The sequence below is a fragment of the Piscinibacter defluvii genome (assembly GCF_004011805.1).
GTDB classification, from domain to species: domain Bacteria; phylum Pseudomonadota; class Gammaproteobacteria; order Burkholderiales; family Burkholderiaceae_C; genus Piscinibacter; species Piscinibacter defluvii.
The window spans coordinates 196,795-222,108 of record NZ_RCHJ01000003.1 but is presented as its reverse complement, the minus strand read 5'-3'; the positions used below and the strand labels follow the sequence as shown (position 1 = coordinate 222,108).

At 72.4% G+C, this 25,314-nt stretch carries 22 protein-coding genes; 14 read left to right on the top strand and 8 right to left on the bottom strand.

The genetic code is table 11. The features are described 5' to 3' along the window. The first annotated feature begins 26 nt into the window (after positions 1-26). From D9C15_RS10500 to D9C15_RS10480, 5 genes are all read left to right on the top strand, one after another. On the top strand, positions 27-809 hold the full coding sequence (locus D9C15_RS10500) for a ferritin-like domain-containing protein (RefSeq protein WP_127997396.1): 783 nt from the start codon (positions 27-29) through the stop codon (positions 807-809). Then, a complete protein-coding gene (locus D9C15_RS10495; RefSeq protein ID WP_127997395.1) occupies positions 806-2,320 on the top strand; it encodes a M81 family metallopeptidase in 1,515 nt (504 codons plus the stop codon). Before D9C15_RS10500 ends, D9C15_RS10495 begins: the two co-directional genes overlap by 4 nt. Before the next feature lie 112 nt (positions 2,321-2,432). Beyond that, positions 2,433-3,308 (top strand): basic amino acid ABC transporter substrate-binding protein, encoded by an 876-nt coding sequence (locus D9C15_RS10490; RefSeq protein WP_127997394.1) that lies wholly within the window; start codon positions 2,433-2,435, stop codon positions 3,306-3,308. 18 nt (positions 3,309-3,326) lie between these two features. Further along, entirely contained in the window at positions 3,327-4,079 is a 753-nt protein-coding gene (locus tag D9C15_RS10485; RefSeq protein ID WP_127997393.1) for an amino acid ABC transporter permease, read from the top strand. Between the two features lie 135 nt (positions 4,080-4,214). After that, positions 4,215-5,255: a porin gene (locus tag D9C15_RS10480; protein ID WP_127997392.1), complete on the top strand. Its 1,041-nt coding sequence runs from the start codon at positions 4,215-4,217 to the stop codon at positions 5,253-5,255. A gap of 60 nt (positions 5,256-5,315) precedes the next feature. Here D9C15_RS10480 and D9C15_RS10475 read toward each other — a convergent pair whose 3' ends face one another. After that, positions 5,316-5,909 (bottom strand): MarC family protein, encoded by a 594-nt coding sequence (locus tag D9C15_RS10475; protein WP_127997391.1) that lies wholly within the window; start codon positions 5,907-5,909, stop codon positions 5,316-5,318. A gap of 155 nt (positions 5,910-6,064) precedes the next feature. Between D9C15_RS10475 and D9C15_RS10470 the strand changes: the two genes are divergently transcribed. From D9C15_RS10470 to D9C15_RS10460, 3 genes are all read left to right on the top strand, one after another. Continuing rightward, positions 6,065-6,802 carry a hemerythrin domain-containing protein gene (locus D9C15_RS10470; RefSeq protein ID WP_127997390.1) on the top strand — a complete coding sequence of 246 codons (738 nt, stop codon included), beginning with the start codon at positions 6,065-6,067 and terminating at the stop codon, positions 6,800-6,802. Between the two features lie 10 nt (positions 6,803-6,812). Next, positions 6,813-7,190, top strand: coding sequence for a hypothetical protein (locus tag D9C15_RS10465; RefSeq protein ID WP_127997389.1), 378 nt, complete (start codon positions 6,813-6,815; stop codon positions 7,188-7,190). Positions 7,191-7,291: 101 nt separating this feature from the next. Further along, positions 7,292-7,531 carry a hypothetical protein gene (locus D9C15_RS10460; protein WP_127997388.1) on the top strand — a complete coding sequence of 80 codons (240 nt, stop codon included), beginning with the start codon at positions 7,292-7,294 and terminating at the stop codon, positions 7,529-7,531. Here the strand turns inward: D9C15_RS10460 and D9C15_RS10455 are convergent. Next, a complete protein-coding gene (locus tag D9C15_RS10455; RefSeq protein ID WP_127997387.1) occupies positions 7,517-8,833 on the bottom strand; it encodes a mechanosensitive ion channel family protein in 1,317 nt (438 codons plus the stop codon). The two genes, D9C15_RS10460 and D9C15_RS10455, sit on opposite strands and share 15 nt — an antisense overlap. Positions 8,834-8,929: 96 nt before the next feature. Further along, a complete protein-coding gene (locus D9C15_RS10450; RefSeq protein WP_127997386.1) occupies positions 8,930-9,865 on the bottom strand; it encodes a histone deacetylase family protein in 936 nt (311 codons plus the stop codon). Between the two features lie 37 nt (positions 9,866-9,902). On the opposite strand from D9C15_RS10450, the gene D9C15_RS10445 reads away from it, so the two are divergent. The 6 genes from D9C15_RS10445 (at position 9,903) to D9C15_RS10420 (ending at position 17,174) form a co-directional block, all read left to right on the top strand. Further along, on the top strand, positions 9,903-10,829 hold the full coding sequence (locus D9C15_RS10445; RefSeq protein WP_127997385.1) for an AAA family ATPase: 927 nt from the start codon (positions 9,903-9,905) through the stop codon (positions 10,827-10,829). A 13-nt stretch (positions 10,830-10,842) separates the two neighbouring features. Continuing rightward, complete coding sequence (locus D9C15_RS10440) at positions 10,843-11,844, top strand: DUF58 domain-containing protein (protein ID WP_127997384.1); 1,002 nt, start codon at positions 10,843-10,845, stop codon at positions 11,842-11,844. Next, positions 11,841-13,853: a transglutaminase TgpA family protein gene (locus D9C15_RS10435; RefSeq protein WP_127997383.1), complete on the top strand. Its 2,013-nt coding sequence runs from the start codon at positions 11,841-11,843 to the stop codon at positions 13,851-13,853. The genes D9C15_RS10440 and D9C15_RS10435 overlap by 4 nt, the downstream gene beginning before the upstream one ends. Before the next feature lie 7 nt (positions 13,854-13,860). Then, positions 13,861-14,892: a lytic murein transglycosylase B gene (gene mltB, locus D9C15_RS10430; RefSeq protein WP_127997382.1), complete on the top strand. Its 1,032-nt coding sequence runs from the start codon at positions 13,861-13,863 to the stop codon at positions 14,890-14,892. A 12-nt stretch (positions 14,893-14,904) separates the two neighbouring features. Continuing rightward, the gene (locus tag D9C15_RS10425; protein WP_127997381.1) at positions 14,905-16,650 is read left to right on the top strand and encodes a cation:proton antiporter domain-containing protein; all 1,746 of its coding nucleotides are present in this window, start codon (positions 14,905-14,907) and stop codon (positions 16,648-16,650) included. Positions 16,651-16,730: 80 nt separating this feature from the next. Next, complete coding sequence (locus tag D9C15_RS10420; RefSeq protein WP_127997380.1) at positions 16,731-17,174, top strand: hypothetical protein; 444 nt, start codon at positions 16,731-16,733, stop codon at positions 17,172-17,174. Between the two features lies 1 nt (position 17,175). Here D9C15_RS10420 and D9C15_RS10415 read toward each other — a convergent pair whose 3' ends face one another. From D9C15_RS10415 to D9C15_RS10395, 5 genes are all read right to left on the bottom strand, one after another. Next, positions 17,176-17,418: a hypothetical protein gene (locus tag D9C15_RS10415; RefSeq protein WP_127997379.1), complete on the bottom strand. Its 243-nt coding sequence runs from the start codon at positions 17,416-17,418 to the stop codon at positions 17,176-17,178. Between the two features lie 119 nt (positions 17,419-17,537). Next, positions 17,538-18,422 (bottom strand): transglutaminase family protein, encoded by an 885-nt coding sequence (locus D9C15_RS10410; protein ID WP_127997378.1) that lies wholly within the window; start codon positions 18,420-18,422, stop codon positions 17,538-17,540. Positions 18,423-18,528: 106 nt separating this feature from the next. Beyond that, entirely contained in the window at positions 18,529-21,012 is a 2,484-nt protein-coding gene (locus tag D9C15_RS10405; RefSeq protein WP_127997377.1) for a circularly permuted type 2 ATP-grasp protein, read from the bottom strand. Positions 21,013-21,069: 57 nt separating this feature from the next. Then, positions 21,070-24,480 (bottom strand): transglutaminase family protein, encoded by a 3,411-nt coding sequence (locus tag D9C15_RS10400; protein ID WP_127997376.1) that lies wholly within the window; start codon positions 24,478-24,480, stop codon positions 21,070-21,072. After that, a complete protein-coding gene (locus D9C15_RS10395; protein ID WP_127997375.1) occupies positions 24,481-25,314 on the bottom strand; it encodes a transglutaminase family protein in 834 nt (277 codons plus the stop codon).

Here is a 25,314-nt window from a genome sequence, read left to right as displayed (position 1 = left end):
AAGGGCCCGCCACGATAATCCGCGCCATGGAACTGCGTACCGAGGCCCTGCGCCTGCTGGGCCTGGCCGATCCGGCCGCCAAGGCCGCGGCGGTGCGGGCACGATTCGAGGCGCTGCCGGCCGCCGATCCCGCGCTCGTGCTCGCCGAGCCGCCCGGCCTGCCCGGCCGCCCCGCGCGCCCGCGCCTCGTGCCGCCGAAGGACGTGCCGACGCGCTCGCCCTTCACGCGCGAAGGCCGCGCCGCGCTGCTGCACGCGATCGCGCACATCGAGTTCAACGCGATCAACCTGGCGCTGGACGCCTGCTGGCGTTTCGCCGGCTTCCCGCCGGCGTACTACGCCGACTGGTTCCGCGTCGCCGCCGAGGAGGCGCTGCACTTCACGATGCTGCGCGGGCACCTGCGGACGCTCGGCACCGACTACGGCGACTTCGACGCCCACGACGGCCTGTGGCTGATGACGGCGCGCACCGCGCACGACCCCATCGCCCGCCTCGCGCTCGTGCCGCGCACGCTCGAGGCGCGCGGGCTGGATGCCACGCCGCCGCTGCAGGCCAAGCTGGCGAAGGCCGGCGATGCGCGCGCGGTCGCGATCCTCGACGTGATCCTGGGCGACGAGATCGGCCACGTCGAGATCGGCAACCGCTGGTACCGCTACGCCTGCGAGCGGGCCGGACTGGACCCGGTCGCGCTGTACCCGTCGCTCGTCGAGCGCTACGCGGCGCCGCGGCTGCGCCCGCCGTTCAACGAGGCGGCGCGCCGCGCGGCCGGCTTCAGCCAGGCCGAGATCGACTGGCTGACGCACCCATGACCCGCGTCTTCGTCGCCGGCTTCCATCACGAAACCAACACCTTCGCGCCGTCGATGGCGGACTGGACCGCCTTCGAGGCCGGCTCGGGCTACCCGCCCTTCCTGCGCGGCGCGGCGATGCTCGAGGTGCATCGCCACGGCCCGCTGGCACTGGCGGGCTTCGCGGCCGAGGCGGATCGGCGCGGCTGGCACCTCGTACCCTCGGCCTGGGCCGGCGCGATGCCGAGCAACCGGGTCTCGCGCGACGCCTTCGAGCGCATCGCCGGGGCGATCACCGACGATCTGCGCGCGGCACGGCGCGACGGCCTGGACGCCGTGTTCCTCGACCTACACGGCGCCGCGGTGGCCGAAGGCATCGACGACGCCGAGGGTGAACTGCTCGCGCGCGTCCGGGCGCTGACGGGGCCGACGCTGCCCATCGTCGCGACGCTGGACCTGCACGCCAACGTCAGCGCCTCGATGCTGCGCCACGCCGGCGCGCTGACCGCGTACCGCACCTATCCGCACGTGGACATGCGCGAGACCGGCGCGCGCGCCGCGGCGCTGCTCGCACGGCGCCTCGCCGTCGGCCCGGCGCACTGGCACACGGCCGCGCGCCGCGTGCCCTTCCTGCTGCCGCTGAACGCGCAGTGCACGCTGACCGAGCCGGCCGCCTCGGTGATCGGGCGGCTCGAGGCGCTCGAGACCCGCCACGACCTCGACCTCAGCTTCGCGATGGGCTTCTCGGCCGCCGACATTCCGGACTGCGGGCCGGTGCTGTTCGGCCACGGCCGCAACGCGGCGGCCCTTCGAGCCGCCCTCGACGAGCTGCACGCCGAGGTGACGGCACGCCGGCGCGAGTGGGCCACGCCGCTGCTCGGCCCCGAAGAGGCGGTCGATCACGCGCTCGGGCTGGCCGCGGGCAGCGAGCGGCCGGTGCTGATTGCCGACACCCAGGACAACCCCGGCGCCGGCGGCGACGCCAACACCACCGGGCTTCTGCACGCGCTGCTCGCAGCGCGGGCCGGTGAACGCCTCGCGGGCGCCGTGGCGCTCGGGCTGCTGTTCGACCCCGAGGCCGCACGCGCCGCCTGCGCGGCCGGCGTCGGCGCGCGGCTCACCCTGCCGATCGGCCGCGCCGTGCGCACCTGGAGCGGCGCGCCCAGCGAGCCGCCGGTGCACGCCGAGCTGACCGTGCGCGCGGTGCACGACGGCGAGCTGCGCCTGCGCGGCCCGATGACCGACGGCCTGCAGGCCCGGCTCGGCCCCTGCGCGCGCGTCGAGATCGACGGCGTGCAGGTGCTGCTTTCCAGCGCGAAGATGCAGATGCTCGATGCCGACCTGTTCCGCTTCCTCGGCGTGGAGCCGGCGCGGATGAAGCTGCTGGTGCTGAAGAGCTCGGTGCACTTCCGCGCCGCCTTCGCGCCGCTGGCCGGGGCGATCCTCGTCGCCAAGGCACCCGGCCCGATGGCCGCCGACCCGGGGGAACTGCCCTGGACCCGGCTCGACCCGGGTACGGCACCCCGCCCGTGAAAGCCCGGGCCCGCGGCTTGCAGGAGCCCCGCGCACGCGCGCTTACACTCGCGGGCACGCCCGATGGCGCCACCGCGCCGGGGCGCACGAGAACATCCCCACCGAGGAATCCATGACCACCTTCACCACCCGTCGTTTCCTGCAATCGCTCGGCCTGCTGGCCGTGGGCACGCTGCTCGCGGCCTGCGGCAAGAAGGAGGCCGAGGCCCCGGCCGCCGCCTCGGCGCCCGCGCCGGTCGCCGCCGCCTCCGCGGCACCGCCGCCGGCGCCCGCACCCAAGGTCGTCGTGGTCGGCACCGACGCGGCCTACGCGCCCTTCGAGTCGCAGAACGAGAAGGGCGAGATCGTCGGCCTGACCATCGACGTCGTCACCGCCGTGGCGCAGAAGGCCGGCATCGAGGTCAAGTTCGTCAACACCCCGTGGGAAGGCATCTTCAACGCGCTGCAGCAGGGCGACCGCGACATGCTGGCCTCGTCGATCACGATCACCGACGAGCGCAAGCAGACCATGGACTTCACCAATCCGTACTTCGACGCCTACCAGCTGATCGCGGTGAAGGCCAGCTCCAAGGTCGCCAAGTTCGACGACCTGAAGAAGCTCAAGGTCGGCGTGCAGACCGGCACCACCGGCGACGAGGCCGTCACCAAGCTGCTGGGCAAGAACAGCACGGCGATCAAGCGCTTCGAGTCCACCCCGCTGGCGCTCAAGGAGCTCGAGGCGGGCGGCGTGGATGCGGTCGTGGCCGACAACGGCGTGGTGGTCAACTACGTGACCAACAACCCGGGCGCCAAGTTCAAGACCGTCAGCGACAAGGCCTTCGTGCCGGAGCAGTACGGCTTCGCGGTCAAGAAGGGCAACACCGAGCTGCTCGAGAAGCTGAACAAGGGCCTCGCCGACATCAAGGCCGACGGCACCTACGACCAGATCTACGCCAAGTACTTCGGCGCGGCAGCCGCCGCGGCGCCGGCGTCGGCGGCCTCGAAGTAAGCCGCGCGGGCGGTCGGCATGGACCTGCGCTGGGAGATCCTGGCCGGCTACGGGCCGCTGTTCGCCAGCGGCCTGTGGATGACCATCCAGCTGACCATCGTGTCGATCGGCGCCGGGCTGGTGCTCGGCGTCGTGCTCGGGCTGGTCAGCAGTTCGCGCGATGCGCCGGCGCCGAAGACCGCGCCGCTCGCCTGGGGCCTGGCGGCGGCCCGCGTGCTGACACGCGCCTACGTGGCCTTTTTCCGCGGCACGCCGCTGTTCGTGCAGATCCTGCTGGTGCACTTCGCGCTGATGCCCACGCTGGTGCACCCGGACAGCGGCCTGCTGCTGGCCGGCGAGGCCGCGCGGGAGTTCCGCCAGACGCACGGCGCGTTCTTCTCCGGCGCACTCGCGATGACGCTGAACGCCGGGGCCTACATCTCGGAGATCTTCCGCGCCGGCATCCAGAGCATCCACCTGGGCCAGACCCAGGCCGCCTACAGCCTGGGCCTGACCCACGTGCAGGCGATGCGCTTCATCGTGCTGCCGCAGGCCTTTCGCCGCATGGTGCCGGCGCTGGTCAACGAGGGGGTCACGCTGATCAAGGACTCGTCCCTCGTCTCGGCGATCGGCCTGGCCGAGCTCGCGCTGGCCGCCCGCACCGTCGCCGGGGCGTACTCGCGCTACTGGGAGCCCTATCTGGCGATCTCGGCGGTCTACCTCGTGCTGACCCTGCTGCTGTCGACGCTGGCCAGGCGCCTGGAGTCGCCCTCGCACCTGCGCGGCCGCTGACATTCGGAAGGAAAGCTGTCGCACGGACGCAACGCTCTGCGGGTTTTCCACGACGGAGCCTCTAAGATGGCGCACTCGCTCCGGTGATTCACGTCAACCGGTTTTCTGAGCCAAGACCCACAAGGATCTGAACAAATGAAGCGCTCTCTCATTCTGGCCGCGGTGGCCACCCTTGCCAGCGGTGCAGCACTGGCCCAAAGCAGCATCACCATCTATGGCCGACTGAATGCCTCGGTCGAGCGGCAGAAGTTCGAGACCACCGACGGCGAAACCGGGCTGAAGACCGGCAGTAGCATCTGGGCGCTCCAGAACAGTTCCTCGCGCATCGGGTTCAAGGGTACCGAGGACCTCGGCGGCGGCATGAAGGCCTTCTTCGTGCTGGAGCACGGCTTCAACGTGGATACGGGGGCGCAGTCGAGCAGCACGTTCTGGAATCGCGAGAGCACGGTCGGCCTGTCGGGCGCGTTCGGAAAGGTACGCCTTGGCAACGTCGGCTTCGGCACGGCCGCCTACTTCGCCACCACTGACTGGGTCAGCATGCACAACCACGACACCGGTACGTCGGCGGATGCGTTCTACCTGTACCCCGCCGGTCCGCTGCGGAACATGATTTCGTACACGACGCCTTCGATCGGGGGCTTCGAGGCTGAACTGCAAGTGGGCCTGAAGGAGACCACCGCCGCCGGTTCAAAGAACAGCGTGGTGCTCGCGGGCAACTACGACGCCGGTTCGCTGCACCTGGGGGCCACGTACGTGAACGCGAATGGCGGCATGGGCAGCGTGAGCGGCGACATCAAAGAATTCGGCCTGCGCGGTGTGTACGAGTTCGGCCCGGTGACGTTCGGCGCCTACTTCATTAACAACAAGGCGGACGGGACCGGCGCGACGGCGAAGCGCAACTCGTACCGCCTTGCCGCGATGTACACGCTGGGATCGAGCGAGTTTCACGTCAACGTCGGCAAGGCGGGCAAAATCAAATACAGCGGCGCTCTCACCGGCGAGGAGCCGGACGCAACGCAGGCAACGCTGGGCTACAACTACATTCTGAGCAAGCGCACCAAGGTGTATGCCTTCTACACGGCGCTGAGTGGCGATGGCCGCGAACTCTACTCAACAAACGTCGGCCCGGCCGGTTTCAAGAATTCATTCGCCGTCGGCATGCGCCACAACTTCTGATCGAGGTCCGCCTCGCAGAGGAGGGGTCGGTCGAGAGACCGGCCCCTTTTTCCTTGCCGCTCAGCCAAGAAAGTAGCGCTTCAGCCCGGCGAGGATCATCTCGACCGCGATCGCGGTCAGCACCAGGCCCATTAGCTTCTCGGTCGCGGCGACCACCGAATCGCCGAGCCAGCGCCGAATGCGCTCGCACAGCAGCAGCACCGCGCCCGAGACGGCCATCGCGCAGGTCAGCGCGGCCAGCCAGGTCATCACCTTCTCCGGCTGGCGCGAGGCCAGCAGCAGCACGGTGGCCAGCGCCGACGGCCCGGCCAAGAGCGGCACCGCCAGCGGAAAGATCAGCGGCTCGCGCCCCTCCGGCGTGCCGTAGACGCCGCCCTCGTGGCTGAAGATCATGCGGATCGCCACCATCAGCAGGATCACGCCGCCGGCCACCTCCAGCGAGCGCTCGGACAGGCGCATCACGGCCAGGAACTGCTCGCCCAGCAGCATGAAGGCCACCAGCACCACGAAGGCGATCGCCACCTCGCGCAGCGCGACCCAGCGGCGCCGCTCGGGCGGCACCGTGGCCATCACCGGGATGAAGATCGGCAGGCTGCCCAGCGGGTCGAGCACCAGCAGCAGCAGGATCAGCGCGGAAACGAAGCCATGGTCCATGGGGGCGGCATTGTCCACCAGTGCTGCCACTGGCCCGCCGCGGCGCGGGCCATGGCTCCTTCGGCCGATGCCGGCACGCGCGCCGGCGGGAACACTGGGAACCATGCCGCAGACGACGCGGCACCGCACCCGAACCACCCGACCGAGGACATGCCATGAACCCCACCGCCGCCGCGGCCCGCCCGAACGCCGCCCAGACTGCCCCGCGCTTCGACATGTACGCGGCCATCCACAAGGCGCTGCGCCACTTCATGACCGACACGCTGCACCGCGTCGGCCGGCTGGACGTCGCCGACGCTGAGCAGACCGGCCGCGTGCTCGGCCAGCTCGACGCCCTGCTGACGCTGTGCGTGGACCACGTGCACAACGAGAACCGCTTCGTGCACACCGCGATCGAGGCGCGCCAGCCCGGCGGCGCCGGCCGCACCACGGAGGACCATGTCGAGCACCTGGAGAGCATCGAGACCCTGCGCGCCGAAGGCCGCGCGCTCGGCGTGGCGCCGCAGGCCGATCGCGCCCTGCTGGCGCTGCGCCTGTACCGCCACCTGGCGCTGTTCGTGGCCGAGAACCTGCAGCACATGCACTTCGAGGAGACGCACAACAACGCGGTGCTGTGGGCCTGCTACAGCGACGCCGAGCTGTTCGCGCTGCACCAGCAGATCATCGCCAGCCTGCCGCTGGAGGAGACCCTGCTGGTGGCGCGCTGGATGATCCCCGCCTGCACGCCGGCCGAGCGGGCCGCGATCGTCGGCGGCATGAAGGCGGGTGCGCCGGCACCGGTCTTCGACCAGATCGTCGACGCGTTCCGCCCGCACCTGGACGACACGGCCTGGGGCCAGCTGGCGCGTGCCGTGGGCATCGCACAGCAGCCCGGGCTGGTCGACTTCCGCTGAGGGGCCGGCCATGGACTGGGTGATCCAGGCCGGCGCCGCGCTGGCCGCCGCGATCGTGCTGGCCGCCTGCGGCGGCGGCGACGCGCTTCCGGCGGCCCAGGCGGCCGTGCTGCCGGCGCCCGGGGCAGCGGCGGCCGCGGCGGACGGCGTCCGCATCGAAGGCTGCATCGATGCCCCAGCGGCGCCCATGGCCGTCGTGCAGGCCACCGCCCGCGACGGCCGCCTGCTGGGCAGCGCGCCGGCGGACGCGTCCGGCATGTTCCGGCTCAGCGTGCCGGGCGGCCAGGACGTCCGCCTGGCCGTCGACTCGGACTCGGAGGCGGCGTTGGTCGTGCGCGTGGGCTCCCTGCCGCTGTCCATCGGCGGCTGCCTGCGCGCCGGCGCCTGAGGCGGCATCCCTCGTTGTGGTGTGGCCGCCCCCCGCGGCTGGGGCAGTGCCGGCCCCGGCGGTGGCCGCAATCATGCGGCCATCCGCTTCGGGAGCCGACCATGCAAGACGCCGCCCGCCTCGCCCCCCTGAACTCCGGCATCCGCCTGCGCGAGGCGGTGCCGCCGGTGGAGATCCCCCCGGGCCACGTCGGCCCGGTGGTGTTGCCCGGCAGCGGGCGGCTGATCTGGTGGACCGGCCGCGTCGCGATCGGCCTGCGCCACGAGCCGCAGCGGCACCACGAGATGCCGTCGAGCTCCGCGCTGTGGGTGCAGGACCTGATGCTCTCAGCCCGGCACTGAGCCCGGCGGCGAAGCCGGCGCCGCACCCGCCCCCGGCACGGCCCGATGGTGCATCACACGCTGCGGGAACGGGATCTCGACGCCTTCGCGCTCGAACAGGTCGAGCACCGCGAGGTTGACGTCGGAGCGCACGTTGCCCTGCCCGTTCTCCGGGTCGGCGATCCAGAAGTTGATGTTCAGGTTCATGCCGTCGGCGGCGAACTCGGCCAGCTGGCACGACGGCGCCGGGTCCGCCACCACACGCGGCACGCCGGCCACCGCCGCCACCACCTTGGGCTGCAGTTCGCGGATCGGTGTGCCGTAGGCGACCTGCACGGTGGTGGTCAGCAGCACCTTCATGTCGGCCAGCGAGAGGTTCTCGACGCGCTGCGTGATCAGCAGCTCGTTGGGCACGATGGCCTCGCGGCCGTTGAGCGCACGGATCACGGTGTAGCGGGTGCGGATGTCGGTGATGCGGCCGTCGAAGTTGTCGACCCGCACCATGTCGCCGATGCGCAGCGAGCGCTCGGCCAGGATCACGAAGCCGCTGACGTAGTTGGCCGCGATCTTCTGCAGGCCGAAACCCAGGCCCACGCCGAGCGCGCCGCCGAGCACCGACAGCGCGGTCAGATCGATGCCCACCGCCGACATCGCCAGCAGCAGGCCGACGAACAGCAGCACCGCGCGCACCAGGTTGGCGGCGATCTTGCGGATCGACAGGTCGTCGCCGGTGCCGCGCAGCAGCTGCTTCTCGATCGCCGCGGAGATCCACAACGCGACCACCAGCACCAGCCCGGCGGTCACCGCGCCCTCGATCGCGTTGCGCAGGGTCAGCCGCGTGGCGCCGACCTTCCAGCTGATCTCGTCGGCCGCCTCGAGCAGCAGCGGCAGCACACCGGTGATCCACAGCACCACCGCGAGCCAGGCCAGCCACGAGATGCTGCGCTCGACGATGCGCACCCAGCCCGAGTGCGGGAAGGTCACCTGCAGCACCCGCACCGCGATGCGGATCACCACCAGCGACAGCAGGATCGGCACCGCCAGCCGCAGCACCGCGATCGGCAGCAGACCGGCCAGCAGCGCGCGCGCACCGAAGGCCAGCGCCAGCGCGGCGACCGGGAACAGCACGCCGTCGATGATGCGTTCGCCGAACCAGATCGAGCCGGCGGTCGGCTGGCGGCCGCGCAGCAGCCGCACGAGCGCCCAGGCCAGCACCAGGCAGCCGACGAGCACGCCGAGCTCCGCCATGGCGGCGGGCTGGGTCAGCTCGCGCAGCAGCAGCTGCAGGTCGTCGGCGATCGCGGGTGGGGCGGCAGCGGTCATTGGTCAACCTTCGTGCTGCGCACTCCGGTGTTCGCCCTGGGGGCGGCCCGGCGGGCGCACGGGCGCGCATTGTGCCCGGCACCTGCAACGCGCCCGTTACACCCCGGTCAGGACCCTCAGGTGCGCCGCCACGCTGCGCGCCAGCGCGCTCAGGTTGTAGCCGCCCTCGAGGCAGGAGACGATGCGCCCCCGGGCATGCCGCTCCGCCACGCCCTTGATGCGCAGCGTGATCCACTCGTAGTCGGCCTCGACCAGGCCGAGCTGCCCGAGATCGTCCTCGCGGTGCGCGTCGAAGCCGGCCGAGATGAAGATCATCTCGGGCCGGAAGGCCTCCAGCGCCGGCAACCAGTTGGCCTCGATCAGCTCGCGCAACTCGCCGCCGCGTGTGTACGGCGGGATCGGCAGGTTGACCATGTTGGTGCCCTTGGGCACCGCGCCGCTGTACGGGTACAGCGGGTGCTGGAAGAAGCTGACCATCAGCACCCGCTCGTCGCCGGCGAGGATGTCCTCGGTGCCGTTGCCGTGGTGCACGTCGAAGTCGATCACCGCGACGCGCTTCAGACCACGCACGTCCAGCGCGTGGCGCGCCGCGACCGCGACGTTGTTGAAGAAGCAGAAGCCCATCGCCTCGTCGCGCGTGGCATGGTGTCCGGGCGGCCGCACGGCGCAGAAGGCGTTCTCCGCCCGGCCGTCGAGCACCGCGTCGGTGGCCGCCACCGCGGCGCCGGCCGCGCGCAGCGCCGCCCTCCAGGTGCCCGGGCAGGCGGCGGTGTCGGGGTCGAGCGCGCGGCGCTCGCCGCTGGCCTCGATCTGCTCGAGCAGGTCCTTAAGCTCGGCCACGTAGTGATGCGTGTGGGCAAGCTCGACGTCCTTCAGGTCCACGAGCGGCGCGTCGTGGCGTTCGAGTGCGATGTCCAGGCCGGTGGCGAGCAGGTGGTCGTCGATCGCGTCGAGCCGTTGCGGGCATTCCGGGTGGCCCGCGCCCATGTCGTGGCGACGGCAGTCCGGATGGCTGAAGAACGCGGTGGTCATGTCTCGGTGACCTTCTAATTCGGTTATGGTCGGGCGCATGAATCCATCACTGGCCGCCCGACTCCAACAGCTGACGGACCAGATTAGCACGATCATCGTCGGCAAGCGCTCGCAGATCGAGGACGGCCTCGCCTGCCTGCTGGCCGGCGGCCACCTGCTCATCGAGGACGTGCCCGGCGTCGGCAAGACCACGCTCGCCCACACCCTGGCCGTCTCGCTCGGGCTGCGCTTCGCGCGCAGCCAGTTCACCGCCGACCTGATGCCTTCCGACCTGATCGGGGTCAGTGTCTACGAGCGCAGCAAGGAGGCCTTTGTCTTCCATCAAGGGCCGGTCTTCACCCAGGTGCTGCTGGCCGACGAGATCAACCGTGCCGGGCCGAAGACGCAGAGCGCGCTGCTCGAGGCGATGGAGGAGCACCAGGTCAGCGTCGAGGGCGAGACGCGCCGCCTGCCCGAGCCCTTCTTCGTGATCGCGACGCAGAACCCGACCGACCAGCTCGGCACCTACCCGCTCCCGGAGTCGCAGCTCGACCGCTTCCTGATGTGCATCACGCTCGGCTACCCCGACGCGAAGAGCGAACGCGCCCTGCTCGCCGGGCAGGACCGGCGCGAGGCGATCCAGGCGCTGCGCCCCGTCATGACGCCGCCCGAGCTGATCGCCGCGCAGAAGGCGGTGCTCGCGGTGCACGCCAGCGACGCGCTGCTCGACTACCTGCAGGCGCTGATCGCGGCGACGCGCTCCGGGCGCTGGTTCGTCGACGGCCTGTCGCCGCGCGCCGGCATCGCGGTGCTGCGCGCCGCCAAGGCGCGCGCGCTGCTGAACCAGCGCGACTACGTGGCCCCGGACGACCTGCAGGCGGTGCTGCCGCAGACCATCGCGCACCGCCTGGTGCCCAGCGCCGGCGCCGGCCGCGGCCGCATCGAGCAGGTGCGCGCGATGATCGCGGCGGTGCCGGTGCCGTGATCGGGGTCGGTCCGTGAGCGCTGTCCTGCCCCGTGCCGCGCTGGCGCCGGTGGCCTCGCTGCGCGCGCTGTGGCACCGCTGGTGGCAGGCGCGCCTGCCGCGCACCGACACGCTGCTGCTGACGCAGCGCAACGTCTACATCCTGCCCACACGCGCCGGCATCGCCTTCGCGATCACGCTGCTGGTGCTGCTGCTGGCCTCGATCAACTACCAGCTCAACCTCGGCTACGTGCTGACCTTCCTGCTGGCCGGCAGCGCGGTGGTGGCGATGCACGTCACGCACAACACCTTGCGCACGCTGACGCTGCGCCTGCGCCCGCCCGCGCCGGTGTTCGCCGGCGAGGCGGCGCTGCTGGAGGTGGTGCTGAGCAGCCCGACGCATGCGCGCTTCGGCATCGGCCTGCGCGTGCTCGGCGCAGCCTGGGACACGCTGTCCTGGACCGACGTGCCGGCGATGGGCCAGGCCAGCGCGCGGGTCGGCTTCGTGCCGGCGCAGCGCGGCGTGCACGAGCTGCCCGCGCTGAGCGTCGAGACGCGCTTCCCGCTCGGGCTGTTCCGCGCCTGGGCGATCTGGCGCCCGGCCGCCACCTTGCTGGCCTACCCGGCGCCCGAGAAGCCCGCTGCGCCGCTGCCGGCCCCGCTGCCGCACCCGGGCGGCCCGCAGCACGGCCGGCGCACCGACGGCGGCGAGGTCGAGGGCGTGCGCAGCTACCGGCGCGGCGACGCGCTCAAGCTCGTCTACTGGAAGAAGGCCGCCAAGTCGCTGGCCAGCGGCGGCGAGCTGGTCAGCCGCGACACGGCCGGCACGGTGCAGCAGCAGCTCTGGCTCGAGTGGCAGGCCTGCGGCCCGCTGGCGCCGGAGCACCGGCTCGAGCGCCTTAGCGCCTGGGTGCTGGCGGCGCAGCGCGCCGGCTTCGAGTACGGCCTGCGCCTGCCGGGCGTGGCGGCCATCGAGCCGGCCGAAGGTGATGCGCAACGGCGCCGCTGCCTGGAGGCACTCGCGCTGTGGCAATGACGCCCCAGTTCTGGACCCGCCTGCCGCGCGAGGGGCGCGACACGCTGTTCCTGCTCGGCGTGATCGCCTGGACCATCCTGCCGCACGTGCCGCACCTGCCGGGCTGGTGCATCGCGCTGACCGCGCTGGTGCTGGCCTGGCGCGCGCAGCTGGCCGTCAGCAACGGCCCGCTGCCGAGCCGCTGGCTGCTGGTGGGCGTGCTCGCGGTGGCCGGCGGGCTGACGCTGTTCAGCTTCCGCACCCTGTTCGGCAAGGAGCCGGGGGTCACGATGGCGGTCGTGCTGATGGGCCTGAAGACGCTCGAGCTGCGCGCGCGGCGCGATGCCTTCGTGATCTTCTTCCTCGGCTTCTTCCTGGTGCTGACGCACTTCCTGTATTCGCAGTCGCTGCCGGTCGCGCTGGCGATGCTGGTGTCGGTCTGGGGGCTGCTGACGGCGCTGGTGCTGGCGCACATGCCGGTGGGCCAGCCCAGCCTGCGCCAGGCGGCGCTGCTGGCCGGCCGCACCGCGCTGCTCGGCGCGCCGGTGATGGTGCTGCTGTTCCTGCTCTTCCCGCGCATCGGGCCGCTCTGGGGCGTGCCGCAGGACGGCCAGGCCGGCACCGGGCTGTCCGAGCGCATGCGCCTGGGCAGCATCGCCGAAGCGGTGCTGGACGACCGCATCGCGCTGCGCCTGCGCTTCGACGGTCCGGCCCCGCCGCCCGAGACGCTGTACCTGCGCGGCCCGGTGCTGTCACGTTTCGACGGCCAGGAATGGCGCCCGATGGAGCCGCTGGTGGCGCGGCGCTCCGCAAGCGCCGACCCGCTGCAGCCGCTCGGCCCGGCGCTGCGCTACGAGGTCACGCTCGAGCCGAACCGCCTGGCCCTGCTGCCGCTGCTCGAGATGAGCACACAGGTCGACGAGATCGAGGGGCACCGCGTGCGCCGCACCGACGAGCTGTTGTGGATCACCGAGCGCCCGGTCGCGGAGCGGCTGCGCTTCGGCGCCCAGGCGCATGTGCGCTACCGGATTGCCGCCACCCCCGGGCCGCTGCGCCTGCGCGAGTACCTGCAGCTGCCGCCCGGCTTCAACCCGCGCACGCTGCAATGGGCCGCCGACCTGCGGCGCGACCCGCGCTACGCCGCTGCCGCGCCGGGTGTGCTGGCGCAGGCGGTGCTGGCCCACATCCGCAGCGGCGGCTACAGCTACACGCTGGCGCCCGGCACCTACGGCCGCGACGGCATCGACGAGTTCTGGCTCGACCGCAAGGAGGGCTTCTGCGAGCACTTCGCCGCCGCCTTCGTGGTGGTGATGCGCGCGCTGGACGTGCCGGCACGCATCGTCACCGGCTACCAGGGCGCCGACCCGGCGCCGGTGGACGGCTTCCTGATCGTGCGCCAGAGCGCGGCGCATGCCTGGGCCGAGTACTGGCAGGACGGCCTCGGCTGGGTGCGCGCCGACCCGACCGCCGCCGTGGCACCGGACCGCATCGAGCGCAGCCGACGCCTGGCGCCCGCGCCCGGCCTGGTGAGCGGTGCGATCGGCGCGGTCAGCCCGGCCCTGGTGGAGCGCCTGCGCCAGGCCTGGGAGGCGCTGGACAACCGCTGGAACCAGTGGGTGCTGAGCTACTCGCGCGGCCAGCAGTTCGCGCTGCTCAAGGACATCGGCTTCTCCACCCCCGACTGGGCCGACCTCGCCCTGCTGCTCACCGGCACGCTCAGCACGCTGGCGCTGATCGGCGCCGGCTGGGCCTGGTGGGACCGCCGGCGCGTCGACCCCTGGGTGCGCCAGCGCGAGGCGCTGCTGGCCGGGCTGGCCCGGCTCGGCATCCCTGCCACGGCGCAGGACGCACCGGCCACGCTGGCACGCCGCCTGCACGAACGTTACGGGACGCAGGCGCAAGCGCTGGCCGAACTGCTCGCCACGCTCGAGCGGCAGCGCTACGGCCGCGAGGCGCTGCGCCGCCCCGACCCCGCACTCACCCGAGCCTTCGGTGCTGCCTTGCGTGCGCTGGCGGCGCAGTCCTCCTGAACCCGCGATGCCCCGAACGCTTGCCCAACGCTTCCTGTCCGTCCTGCTGCTGGCCGCCTGCAGCCTCGCCGTCGCCGCGCCCCGCGCGCCGGAACTCCAGCCCTACGGCGAGCGCGCGGACGTGATGCGCTTCGCCGACGCCGCCGCGCAGCGCCTCGAGGCCGATCCGCAGTGGGTGCGCGGCGTGCTCGCGCAGGCGCGCCTGGTGCCCACGGTGGCCCGGCTGATCATGCCGCCGCCGCCCGGCACGGCCAAGGACTGGGCGGCCTACCGCGCCCGTTTCGTCGAACCCAGGCGCATCGCCGCGGGCCTGGCCTTCTGGCGCGACAACGAGCGCTGGCTCGACCTCGCCGAGGAGCGCTGGGGCGTGCCGCCGGCGATCGTGGTCGGCATCGTCGGCGTGGAAACGCTCTACGGCCAGCACACCGGCAATTTCCGCGTGCTCGACGCACTGGCCACGCTGTCGTTCGACTTCCCGAGCGGGCGGCGCGACCGCAGCGAGTTCTTCCGCAGCGAGCTGGAGGCCTTCCTGCGGCTGGCGCGGCGCGAGGGCCTCGACGCGCTCGAGCCCAAGGGCAGCTACGCCGGCGCGATCGGCCTGCCGCAGTTCATGCCCTCGAGCATCCTGAAGCACGCGCTCGACTTCGACGCCGACGGCCGCATCGACCTGCTCGGCAGCCCGGCCGACGCGATCGGCAGCGTGGCCCACTACCTGGCCGAGTTCGGCTGGCAGCGCGGCGCGCCGACCCATTTCGCGGTGGCCGCGCCGGTGGAGGTGCGCGACCGCGCGCTGCTGCTGGTGCCCGACATCCTGCCGAGCTTCGATGCCGCCGGCTTCGCCGAACGCGGCGCGACGCTCGACGCGGCCGGCGCCGCCTGGCCCGGCAAGCTGGCGCTGATCGAGCTGCAGAACGGCGACGACGCGCCGAGCTACGTGGCCGGCACCACCAACTTCTACGCCATCACGCGCTACAACTGGTCGAGCTACTACGCGATGGCCGTGATCGAGCTGGGCGAGGCGGTGCGCCGCCAGCGCTGAGGACCAGCGCCGATGCACCACGAGATCGGCCTCATCACCACCGTGGCCGTCGGCCTCGGCCTGGCGCTGGTGCTGGGCTTCCTTGCGGCGCGGCTGAAGCTGCCGGCGCTGGTGGGCTACCTGGCCGCCGGCATCCTGATCGGCCCGGGCACGCCCGGCTTCGTGGCCGACATGGACATCGCCGCGCAGCTGGCCGAGATCGGCGTGATGCTGCTGATGTTCGGCGTCGGGCTGCACTTCTCGCTCGACGACCTCATGGCCGTGAAGCGCATCGCGGTGCCCGGTGCGGTGGTGCAGATGGCCGCGGCCACCGCGCTGGGCGCGGCGCTGGCCGCCTGGTGGGGCTGGAGCCTCGGTGCGGCGCTGGTGTTCGGCCTCGCGCTCTCGGTGGCCAGCACGGTGGTGCTGCTCAAGGCGCTCGAGCAGCGCGGCGTGCTCGATTCGATGAACGGCCGCATCGCGGTCGGCTGGCTGGTGGTCGAGGACCTCGCCATGGTGCTGGTGCTGGTGCTGCTGCCGGCGCTGGCGCCGATGCTCGGCGGCAGCACCGGCGCGGGAGGCACCGCCGCAGGCGGCGACCTCTGGCTGGCGCTCGGCCGCACGCTGCTCGAGGTGACGCTGTTCGTCGCGCTGATGCTGGTGGTGGGCCGGCGCCTGTTCCCCTGGCTGCTGTGGCAGGTCAACCGCACCGGTTCGCGCGAGCTGTTCACGCTGTGCGTGGTGGCCGCGGCGGTGACCATCGCGTACGGCTCGGCGGCGCTGTTCGGCGTCTCGTTCGCGCTCGGCGCCTTCTTCGCCGGCATGGTGCTGCGCGAGTCGGAGTTCAGCCACCGCGCCGCCGAGGAGTCGCTGCCGCTGCGCGACGCCTTCGCGGTGCTGTTCTTCGTCTCGGTGGGCATGCTGTTCGACCCGGCCGTGCTGCTCGAGCAGCCGCTGCAGGTGCTGGCGGTGGTGGCCATCGTGATCGTCGGCAAGTCGCTGGCCGCCTTCGGCCTGGTGCTGCTGTTCCGCTACCCGCTGAACACCGCGCTGACCGTCTCGGCCAGCCTGGCGCAGATCGGCGAGTTCTCCTTCATCCTGGCCGCGCTGGGCCTGTCGCTGCAGCTGCTGCCGCCGCAGGGCCAGAGCCTGATCGTCGCCGGGGCGCTGTTCTCGATCGCCCTGAACCCGCTGGTGTTCTCCCTCGTCGAACCGGCGGCACGCTGGATGCGCGCGCGCTCGCCCCTGGCCCGTCGCCTCGACGAGCGTGACGATCCGCTGGCCGAGCTGCCGCTGCACACGGAGGAGAAGTACCTCGCCCGCCAGGTGGTGCTGGTGGGGCATGGCCGGGTCGGGCGGCACATCGCCGGGGCGCTGCGCGGCGCCGGTGTGCCGGTGGTGGTGGCCGAGCTCAACCGCGAGCGCGTCGAGGAACTGCGTGCGCAGGGCCTGCCGGCCGTCTCGGGCGATGCGGCCGATCCGGCGGTGCTGATCCAGGCCCACATCGCCCAGGCGGCGCTGCTGGTGATCGCGCTGCCCGAGACGATCGGCGTGACGCAGATGATCGAGACGGCCCGCACGCTGAACCCGGCCATCCGGGTGCTGGTGCGGGCCCCTGGCGAGGAGGAGGCGCGCCTGCTGGAAGCCGGCGGTGCCGCGCGCGCCTTCGTGGCCGAACAGGAACTGGCCGCGGCGATGCTGCGCGAGGTGCTGGCCGCGGCCCGGTCCGGCACGCACGCGCCGGCGCCGGTGCACCCCGCCGCCCATCCCTCGCCCTAGGGGCCCCTGCAAGACCTGACAGATGACCCGGGGCACCGGGCTGGTTAAGTTGGCGCCCGGGTTGTCGCACGGAGCGCGGGATGTCGCTGGAGACCGACGAAGGCACGCTGAAGCTGTTCGTGACGCTCGGGGCGCGCCGGCATCGTCGGCTGCTGCTGGTGCAGTACGAGGTGCCGCCGAGCGCCGACAAGCCGGGCTGGTGGATCCCCGCACCGGAACTGGCCTGGGGCCGTGACCCCTACGAGCAGGCACTGGCCGAGGCCGTCCGCCTCGGCTTCGCGGGCGACACGCCGCGCCTGATGGACGTCGAGAGCTTCATGCTCGGCGACGGGTTGTGGCAGGTGATCGTGCACTACGTGATGGACGTCGAGGCCGACCCGGTGCCCGGCCCCAACGTGCGCGAGTGGCGCTGGTTCGCGGCGCACGAGCTGCCCGAGGCGGCCAGCTTCGCGCACCGGCGCTGGGACGCCGAACTGGCCCGCCGCATGCTCGCCTTCGAGACGCTGGGCACGGCGCCGGCCTGATTCACGCGCCGGCCGCTGCCGCCGCCGGCGGCGGCTGGTGCATCGCCTCCAGCCAGTCGTCCAGCGCATCGCCTTCGCTGACCTGCAGCCCGCGCTGCAGGTCGCGGCTGGACTCGAACCAGCCGGGGCCGGCGTCGTCCGCGTCGTCGGCCGCCAGGCGCATCATGCGGAAGCGGCGCAGCAGCGCCTCGTCGCCGGCGCGCGGGCGGCACAGCGTGGCAATGCGGGTGATGAAGCGGGCCATCGGCGGCTCCTCGTGATCTCGATGGAGCCAGTGTTCCGGTCGGGCGCGGCGCGGCCAATCCCGCCGCGGTCGGCCCCTGGCCGGAGGGCCCTCCGGCGGGGGAGAGCCTGACAGGCGCGTCAGGCCACCGGAATGACGCTGACCGCCACGTCCATGGTCTGCGTGCCGCCGCCGAGGATCACGCCGCGCAGCGGCACGACATCGGCGAAGTCCGCCCCCCAGGCGAGCGTGATGTAGCGCTGGTCGGCCAGCTGGTCGTTGGTCGGGTCGAACTCGACCCAGCCGTGCTGCGGCGAGTGGGCGGCCACCCAGGCGTGCGAGGCGTCCACCCCCATCAGGCGGGGCTGGCCGGCCGGCGGCTCGGTCAGCAGGTAGCCGGAGACGTAGCGCGCCGGCAGGCCCAGGCCGCGCAGGCAGGCGAGCATCAGGTGGGCGAAGTCCTGGCACACGCCGCGGCGCTCCTTCAGCACTTCGTCGACCGAGGTGCTGACGGTGGTGGCGCCGGACTCGAACTCGAACTCGGCGTGGATGCGGTGCATCAGGTCGGTCACCGCCTCGAGCCAGTCGCGTCCGGCGGCGAACGAGGGCCGCGCATAGGCCAGCGCGGCGTCGGACAGCGGCAGCAGCGGCGTGCGCTCGACCATGCGCAGCACGTCCAGGTCGACCGGCGCGGCCGGCAGTCGCACCGCCTGCCGCACCGCCTCCCAGGGCTCGGCGGGCTGCGGCTGCAGCTGCGCCCGGGCGCCGACCTCCACCTCGCACTGCATGGTCACGCGCAGGCGGCGGTGTGCCACATGCAGGCCGAAGTGGGTGACGCTGTTGCCGAAGCTGTCCGGTGCGTCGTGGCACTCGTCCGGGCGCGGATCGATCGTCAGGCGGTGCACCAGCACCTTCTGCCAGGGCAGCTCGCGCGGGGTCAGGCGCGCCAGCTGCCACGACTGCGAGACCGGCGCGTCGTAGGCGTAGCGCGTCTCGTGCTCGACCTGGTAGCGCTGGCCCTTCATCGGGCCCCTCGCCGGGCCGCCCCAAGAGGGGCCCGCGCCCCAGGGGCACCGCAGGGCCCCTTCGTGGTCCCTGGGGGCTGCGAGCGCAGCGAGCTGGGGGGCCGACTCATGCGACGAGCGAGAGCACGCTGCGCGAACTGGCGTGCGAGAAGAACTTGAGCGTCAGCTCGTCGGACACCTGGTTGGCGACACGCTGCAGCTGCTCCAGCACCGCCGCCAGGGCCTCGCTCTCGGGATGCAGGTCGGCCGGCGTCAGCGCCGCCAGCGCCGCCTGGGCCGGGCCGATCACCGCGCCGGCGAAGCGCCCGTGGCGCGCCTCGAGCTTGGCGATGTACTCGGCCAGGCCCTTGACCTGGAAGGCCAGCGCGCGTGGCACCGCGTCGTCGCGCACCAGCAGGTCGAGCACCGGCAGCCACTCGGGCGCGACCAGGTAGCGGGCCCGGTAGGTGACCGACGAATCGGCCCAGTCGAGCAGCCACTCCAGACCCTGCGCACGGCCCTCGTCGGTGGCCACCTGCAGCGCGGCGCACAGCTGCCAGAGCCGCTCGACGCGCCGGCCGATGGACAGGAAGCGCCAGCCCGTGCCGCGCGTCATGCCGTCGAGCACGAAGCCCGACAGCGTGACCATCGCGGCGACCGCTCGGTCCAGCCAGGCCAGCGCCAGCGGCAGGCGCATCGTCGCCGAGGGGACGCTGCGCTGGAACACCGGGTCGCCGATCAGCTGGTTGAGCGTGCGCCAGTGGTCGGCCGACAGCCGGTCGCGCAGGTTGAAGGCCACCTGCGAGAGCTGCCGCAGGCGCTGCGCCAGCGCGCCCTCGGGGTGCGTGGCGGCGCGCAGCAGCGCCAGCGACGGGCTTTCGCCCTCGTCGACCAGGCCGAGCCGCAGCGCCAGCACGAAGGCCGGCGACACGCCGCCGGCCGCGTCGGCGCCCTCCTCCAGCAGCGCATCGATGGCCACGCGCAGCAGGCGCATCGCGGCGTCGCAGCGCTCGCCGTAGCGGCCGAACCAGTACAGGTTCTCGGCGGTGCGCGAGGGCAGGTTGGCACGCGAGCTGACCAGGTCGGCCGCCGTGACCGTGGACGACAGCAGCGAGAACGAGGCGTTGACCGGCGCGTCGGACAGCACCCAGGTGTCCTTCGAGCGCCCGCCGCGCTGCATCGCGATCACGCGCGGAGTCTCCTCGCCGGCCACGCGCGTCAGCCCGCCGGGCATCACGCGGTAGCCGTCCGGCGTGGCGACGGCGAACACGCGCAGGCCGACGGTGCGTGCGGCCAGCGATTCGCGCGGCCGGCCGTGCCCGGCACGCTCGAGCACCGGCGCCTGCGACACGTGCACCCACTCCTGCGCCACGTAGCGCTGCGGGTGCGCCGCCACGCGCGCCTTCAGCTCGGCGCGCTGGCGGGCGTCGAGGTCCACGCCGAACACCGCCGGCTCACGCGCCGAACGCTCGACCGGCTTGATCAGCACCTGGTCGAGCCGGGCCCAGGCGTCGTCGAACGCGGCCGGCTCACCCAGCCACCAGGTGGCCACCGAGGGCAGCTTGAGCGGCTCGCGCAGCAGCTGCTCGCACAGCCGCGGCAGGTAGCCCAGCAGCGCGCCGGACTCGATCACGCCCGAGCCGAGCGCGTTGGCGATCAGCACGCTGCCGCGCCGGGCGCACTCGGTCAGCCCGGGCACGCCGAGCGCGGAGTCGGAGCGCAGTTCGAGCGGATCGCAGTAGTCGTCGTCCTGCCGGCGCAGGATGGCGTGCACACGCTGCAGGCCCTCGACCGTCTTCATCCAGACGCAGCCGTCGCGCACCGTCAGGTCGCTGCCCTCGACCAGCGCGAAGCCGAGGTAACGCGCCAGCAGCGCATGCTCGAAGTAGGTTTCGTTGAACGGTCCCGGGGTCAGCAGCGCGACCTGCGGCACGCCGTCGCCCGGGCCGTGGCGTGGCGCCCAGTGCAGCAGCGACTCGCGCATCGCCGCGAAGAACGACGCGAGGTGCTGCACGCGCAGGTCGCGGAACAGCTCGGGGAACACCCGTGCGACGATCAGCCGGTTCTCCAGCGCATAACCCGCGCCGGAAGGGGCCTGCGTGCGGTCGCTCGCCACCCACCAGCGGCCGTCGGGCGAGCGCGCCAGGTCGGCCGCGTAGTGGAACAGGTGCACGTCGCCGTTCGGCCGGATGCCCTGCGCCGGGTGCAGGAAGCCGCCATGGCCGAAGATCACCGAGCCGGGCACGGCGCCGCTCTTGAGCAGCTGCTGCTCGCCGTACACGTCGGCCAGCACGCGGTTCAGCAGTTCGGCGCGCTGCACGATGCCGGCCTCGATCTCGCGCCATTCGTCGGCCGAGATCAGCAGCGGCAGCGGATCCACCTCCCAGGGCCGGTCGCGCCCCTTCGGATCGGCATACACGTTGTAGGTGATGCCGTTCTCGTGGATCTCGCGCTCCATCAGCGCGAGCGTGTCGCCGATCGCGCCGCCGCCGCGCCGCTCCAGGCCGCGCAGGAAGGCCTCCCAGTGCGGGCGCGGCTGCTGCGCGCCGGCGAGCATCTCGTCGTAGCGGCCCGGCTGGGCGGCGTAGGCGGCGAGCAGTCTCTTGAGCATCGGCCGATTGTCCGCGGTGGAAGTGGGCCCCGCCCTGCCGGAAACGCGGGGCGGGGTTTACACCGTGGCGCGACGCAGGTCGAGCGTGAATGGGAAGTTCGGGTTGCGTTCGTCCTTCGGCACGCTCATCTCGCCCGGCGTGTGGCCGAGCCGGAAGAAACGCGCCAGGCGCCGCGCCTCGGCCTCGTAGGCGTTGACCGGGAAGGTGCTGTAGTTGCGCCCGCCCGGATGGGCCACGTGGTACTGGCAGCCGCCCAGCGAGCGGCTCATCCAGGTGTCGACGAGGTCGAAGGTCAGCGGCGCGTGCACGCCGATCGTCGGGTGCAGCGCCGAGGGCGGGTTCCAGGCGCGGTAGCGCACCGCGCCGACGAACTCGCCCACCTTGCCGGTGGGCTGCAGCGGCACGACGCGGCCGTTGCAGGTGAGCACGTGGCGATCCCCCACCAGGCCGGTGACATGCAGCTGCAGCCGCTCGACCGAGGAGTCGACGAAGCGCACCGTGCCGCCGGGCGCGCCCTCCTCGCCCATCACGTGCCAGGGCTCGAGCGCCAGGCGCAGCTCCACGTCCACGCCCTTGGCGGCGAAGTCGCCCAGGCGCGGGAAGCGGAAGTTCAGGTGCGGCGCGAACCACTCCAGCTTCATCGGATAGCCGAAGTCGTTCAGCTCCTCGACGACGTCGGCCAGGTCCTCCCACACGAAGTGCGGCAGCATGAAGCGGTCGTGCAGCTCGGTGTTCCAGCGCTTCAGGCGCGCCGGCCGGTACGGGTGCTGCCAGAACCGCGCCACCAGCGAGCGCATCAGCAGCTGATGCGTCAGGCTCATGCGCGCATGCGGCGGCATCTCGAAGGCGCGCATCTCGAGCAGGCCGAGCCGGCCGGTCGGGCCGTCGGGCGAGTACAGCTTGTCGATGCAGAACTCGGCGCGGTGCGTGTTGCCGGAGACGTCGATCAGCAGGTTGCGCAGCAGCCGGTCGATCAGCCAGGGCGGGCAGGCCTGTGGTCCGAGCGCGGCCTGGCGCTGCAGTTCCGCGAACGCGATCTCGATCTCGTAGACCGAGTCGTTGCGCGCCTCGTCGATGCGCGGCGCCTGGCTGGTGGGCCCGATGAACAGGCCCGAGAACAGGTACGAGAGCGCCGGATGGTTGTGCCAGTAGGCGATCATGCTGGCCAGCAGGTCGGGCCGGCGCAGGAAGGGCGAGTCGGCCACCGTCGCACCGCCGAGCACGAAGTGGTTGCCGCCGCCGGTGCCGGTGTGGCGGCCGTCGAGCATGAACTTCTCGGTCGACAGGCGCGTCTCGTGCGCGGCCTGGTAGAGGTGCGTGGTCTGGTCGACCAGTTCCTTCCACGAATGCGCCGGGTGGATGTTGACCTCGATGACGCCCGGGTCGGGCGTGACGCGCAGGTGCGACAGGCGCGGGTCGCGCGGCGGCTCGTAGCCCTCGAGGATCAGCGGCAGCTTCATCTCGACGGCGGTGTCCTCGACCGCGGCGACGATCTCGAGGTAGTCCTCCAGCGCCGAGGTGGGCGGCATGAAGACGTAGAGCCGGCCGTTGCGCGGCTCGGCGCAGATCGCGGTGCGGGTGATCCAGCCGGCCGATTCGAAGGGCTGCGGCTGGCGCCCGTCCACCGTCGAGGCGGCCGGCCGCCCCTCGCCGGTCTCGCCGCGCAGGGCGGCGCGCGAGCGTTCGGCAAAGCCGCCCGGCGCGCGCGCGGATTCGGTGTCGGCGCGCCCGGTCTCGCCGTCGGCGAGCGGGTTGAAGAATCGATAGCGCTGGTACGGCGGCAGCGGCGGGAAGGTCTGCGTCGGGTCGGGCTGGTGGATCCAGGGGTAGTCGCTGCCCGTGGCCCAGGGCTGCGAGTCCAGCGGCAGGCGGTAGCCCAGCGGCGAATCGCCCGGGATCAGGTAACAACGCTCGCTGCGCAGGAACCACGGGCCGGTCTGCCAGCGTGCCGGGCCGTTGTGGCGCCGCGCCACCGGCAGCACATGGCCGACCACCTTCTCCAGGCCCTGCGTGAACACCTTGCAGAGGCGCTCGCGCTCCAGCGGGTCGGCCAGGCGCGCGTCGAACGGGTCGACATTGGTCGGCAGCTTGCGCTCGCGCCACAGGTAGTACCAGACGTCCTCGTAGGCCGGGAAGACGTACTTCGGGTCCAGCGCCAGTCGCTTGGCCACGCCCTTGAGGAACTGGCGCGCCTGCACGTCGGTGACGCCATGGTCCTGGTGCTCGTCGGCGAACAGCTCGGGGTGCGTCCAGACCGGCTCGCGGTCCTTGCGCCAGATGAGGTTCAGGCTCCAGCGCGGCAGCTGCTCGCCCGGGTACCACTTGCCCTGGCCGTAGTGCAGCAGGCCGCCTTCGCCGTACTTCAGGCGCAGCTTCTCGAGCAGGTCGGCCGCCAGCAGGCGCTTGGTGGGGCCGAGCGCGTCGGTGTTCCACTCGGCGCCGTCGCGGTCGTCGACGGACACGAAGGTGGGCTCGCCGCCCTGCGTGAGGCGCACGTCGTGCTTGCGCAGGTCGTCGTCGACCTGGTGGCCGAGCGACTCGATCTCGGCCCACTGCGCATCGGTGTAGGGCAAGGTCACGCGCGGGGCTTCCCAGACGCGCGTGACCTTCATGTGGTGCTCGAACTCGGTCTCGCACTCGTCGAGCACGCCGGTCACCGGCGCGGCCGAACCGGGGTCGGGCGAGCAGGCGAGCGGGATGTGGCCCTCGCCGGCCAGCAGGCCGGAGGTCGGATCGAGCCCGATCCAGCCGGCGCCGGGCAGGTAGACCTCGCACCAGGCGTGCAGGTCGGTGAAGTCGACCTCGGTGCCGCTCGGCCCGTCGAGCGATTTCACGTCCGGCTTCAGCTGGATCAGGTAGCCCGAGACGAAACGCGCCGCGAAGCCGAGGTGACGCAGCAGCTGCACCAGCAGCCAGCCGGTGTCGCGGCAGGAGCCGCTCGCGTTGGCGAGCGTCTCCTCGGGCGTCTGCACGCCCGGCTCCATGCGGATCAGGTAGCCGATGTCCTTCTGCAGCTGCTGGTTCAGCTCGACCAGGAAGTTGGTGGTCTGCTTCTTCGTGCGCGGGATGGCGTCGAGGTACTTCTTCAGCAGCGGGGTCAGCTCGCCCTTGAGGCGGTAGGGCGCCAGCTCGTGCGCGAGGCTCGGGTCGTACTCGAACGGAAAGTGCTCGGCCGAGGGCTCGAGGAAGAAGTCGAACGGGTTCAGCACCGACATCTCGGCGACCAGGTCGACCTCGATGCGGAAGCTCGTCGTCTTGTCCGGGAAGACCAGCCGCGCGAGGTAGTTGGACTGCGGATCCTGCTGCCAGTTGATGAAGTGCGTGCCGGGCTCGATGCGCATCGAGTAGCTCAGCACACGGGTGCGCGAGTGCGGCGCGGGGCGCAGCCGGACGACCTGCGGGCCGAGGTTGATCGGCCGGTCGTACCGGTAGTGGGTCACGTGGTTCAGCGCGACGTGGATGGACATTCAGGGCTCCAGGGTGATCTGTTCTTCGGCCTCGCGGACGAGCACGCGCACGCGCATCGATTCCTCGCCGCCGCCTTCGCGCACGCCGCGCACCGGCGCGCAGGCGCTGTAGTCGGGCCCGACCGCCAGGCGCACGTGGCGCTCGTCCATCAGCGCGTCGTGCGTGATGTCCACGCTCAGCCAGCGGCGCGCGGTGGTGTCCATGCAGACGTCGGCCCAGGCGTGGCTGGCCAGTTCGGCGGCGCGCGGGGAGTGGAAATAGCCGCTCACGTAGCGCGCCGGCACGCCGGCGGCTCGGCAGGCGGCGATGAACACGTGCGCCTGGTCCTGGCAGACACCGGCGCCCTGGTCCAGCGCCTCGCGCGCGCTGGTGCGCACATGGGTGACGCCGGCCTCGTAGCGAACCGCCGCGCGCACCGCGGCGGCCAGGCGCAACACGGCGGCCGCGTCGGGCGTGCCGGCCAGGTGCGCGCGGCCGAGCGCGCCCAGCCGCTCGTCGGCCACCGTCAGCGCGGTCGGGCGCAGGTACAGCGCCGGGTGCGGGTCGCCCGGGGCATCCTCCAGCCAGGGCGAGCCGTGCGTGGCCACCAGCCCGGTCGCGCACACGCTGCCGCGGTACAGGTTGCGGCCGTGGCGCTGTCGCGCCAGGCTCCAGCTGTGCGCGAGGTTGCCGTAGCCGTCACGCTGCGCATACAGCGGCGCCGGGGCCCGCAGGCTCCACGCCAGCACCTCCTGGTGCGCGCTGCCCTGCGGCGTGAGGCACAGGTGCTGCAGCGCGTACTGCAGCGGCGCGCTGTACTCGTAGTGCGTCTCGTGCTCGATGTGCAGCTTCAT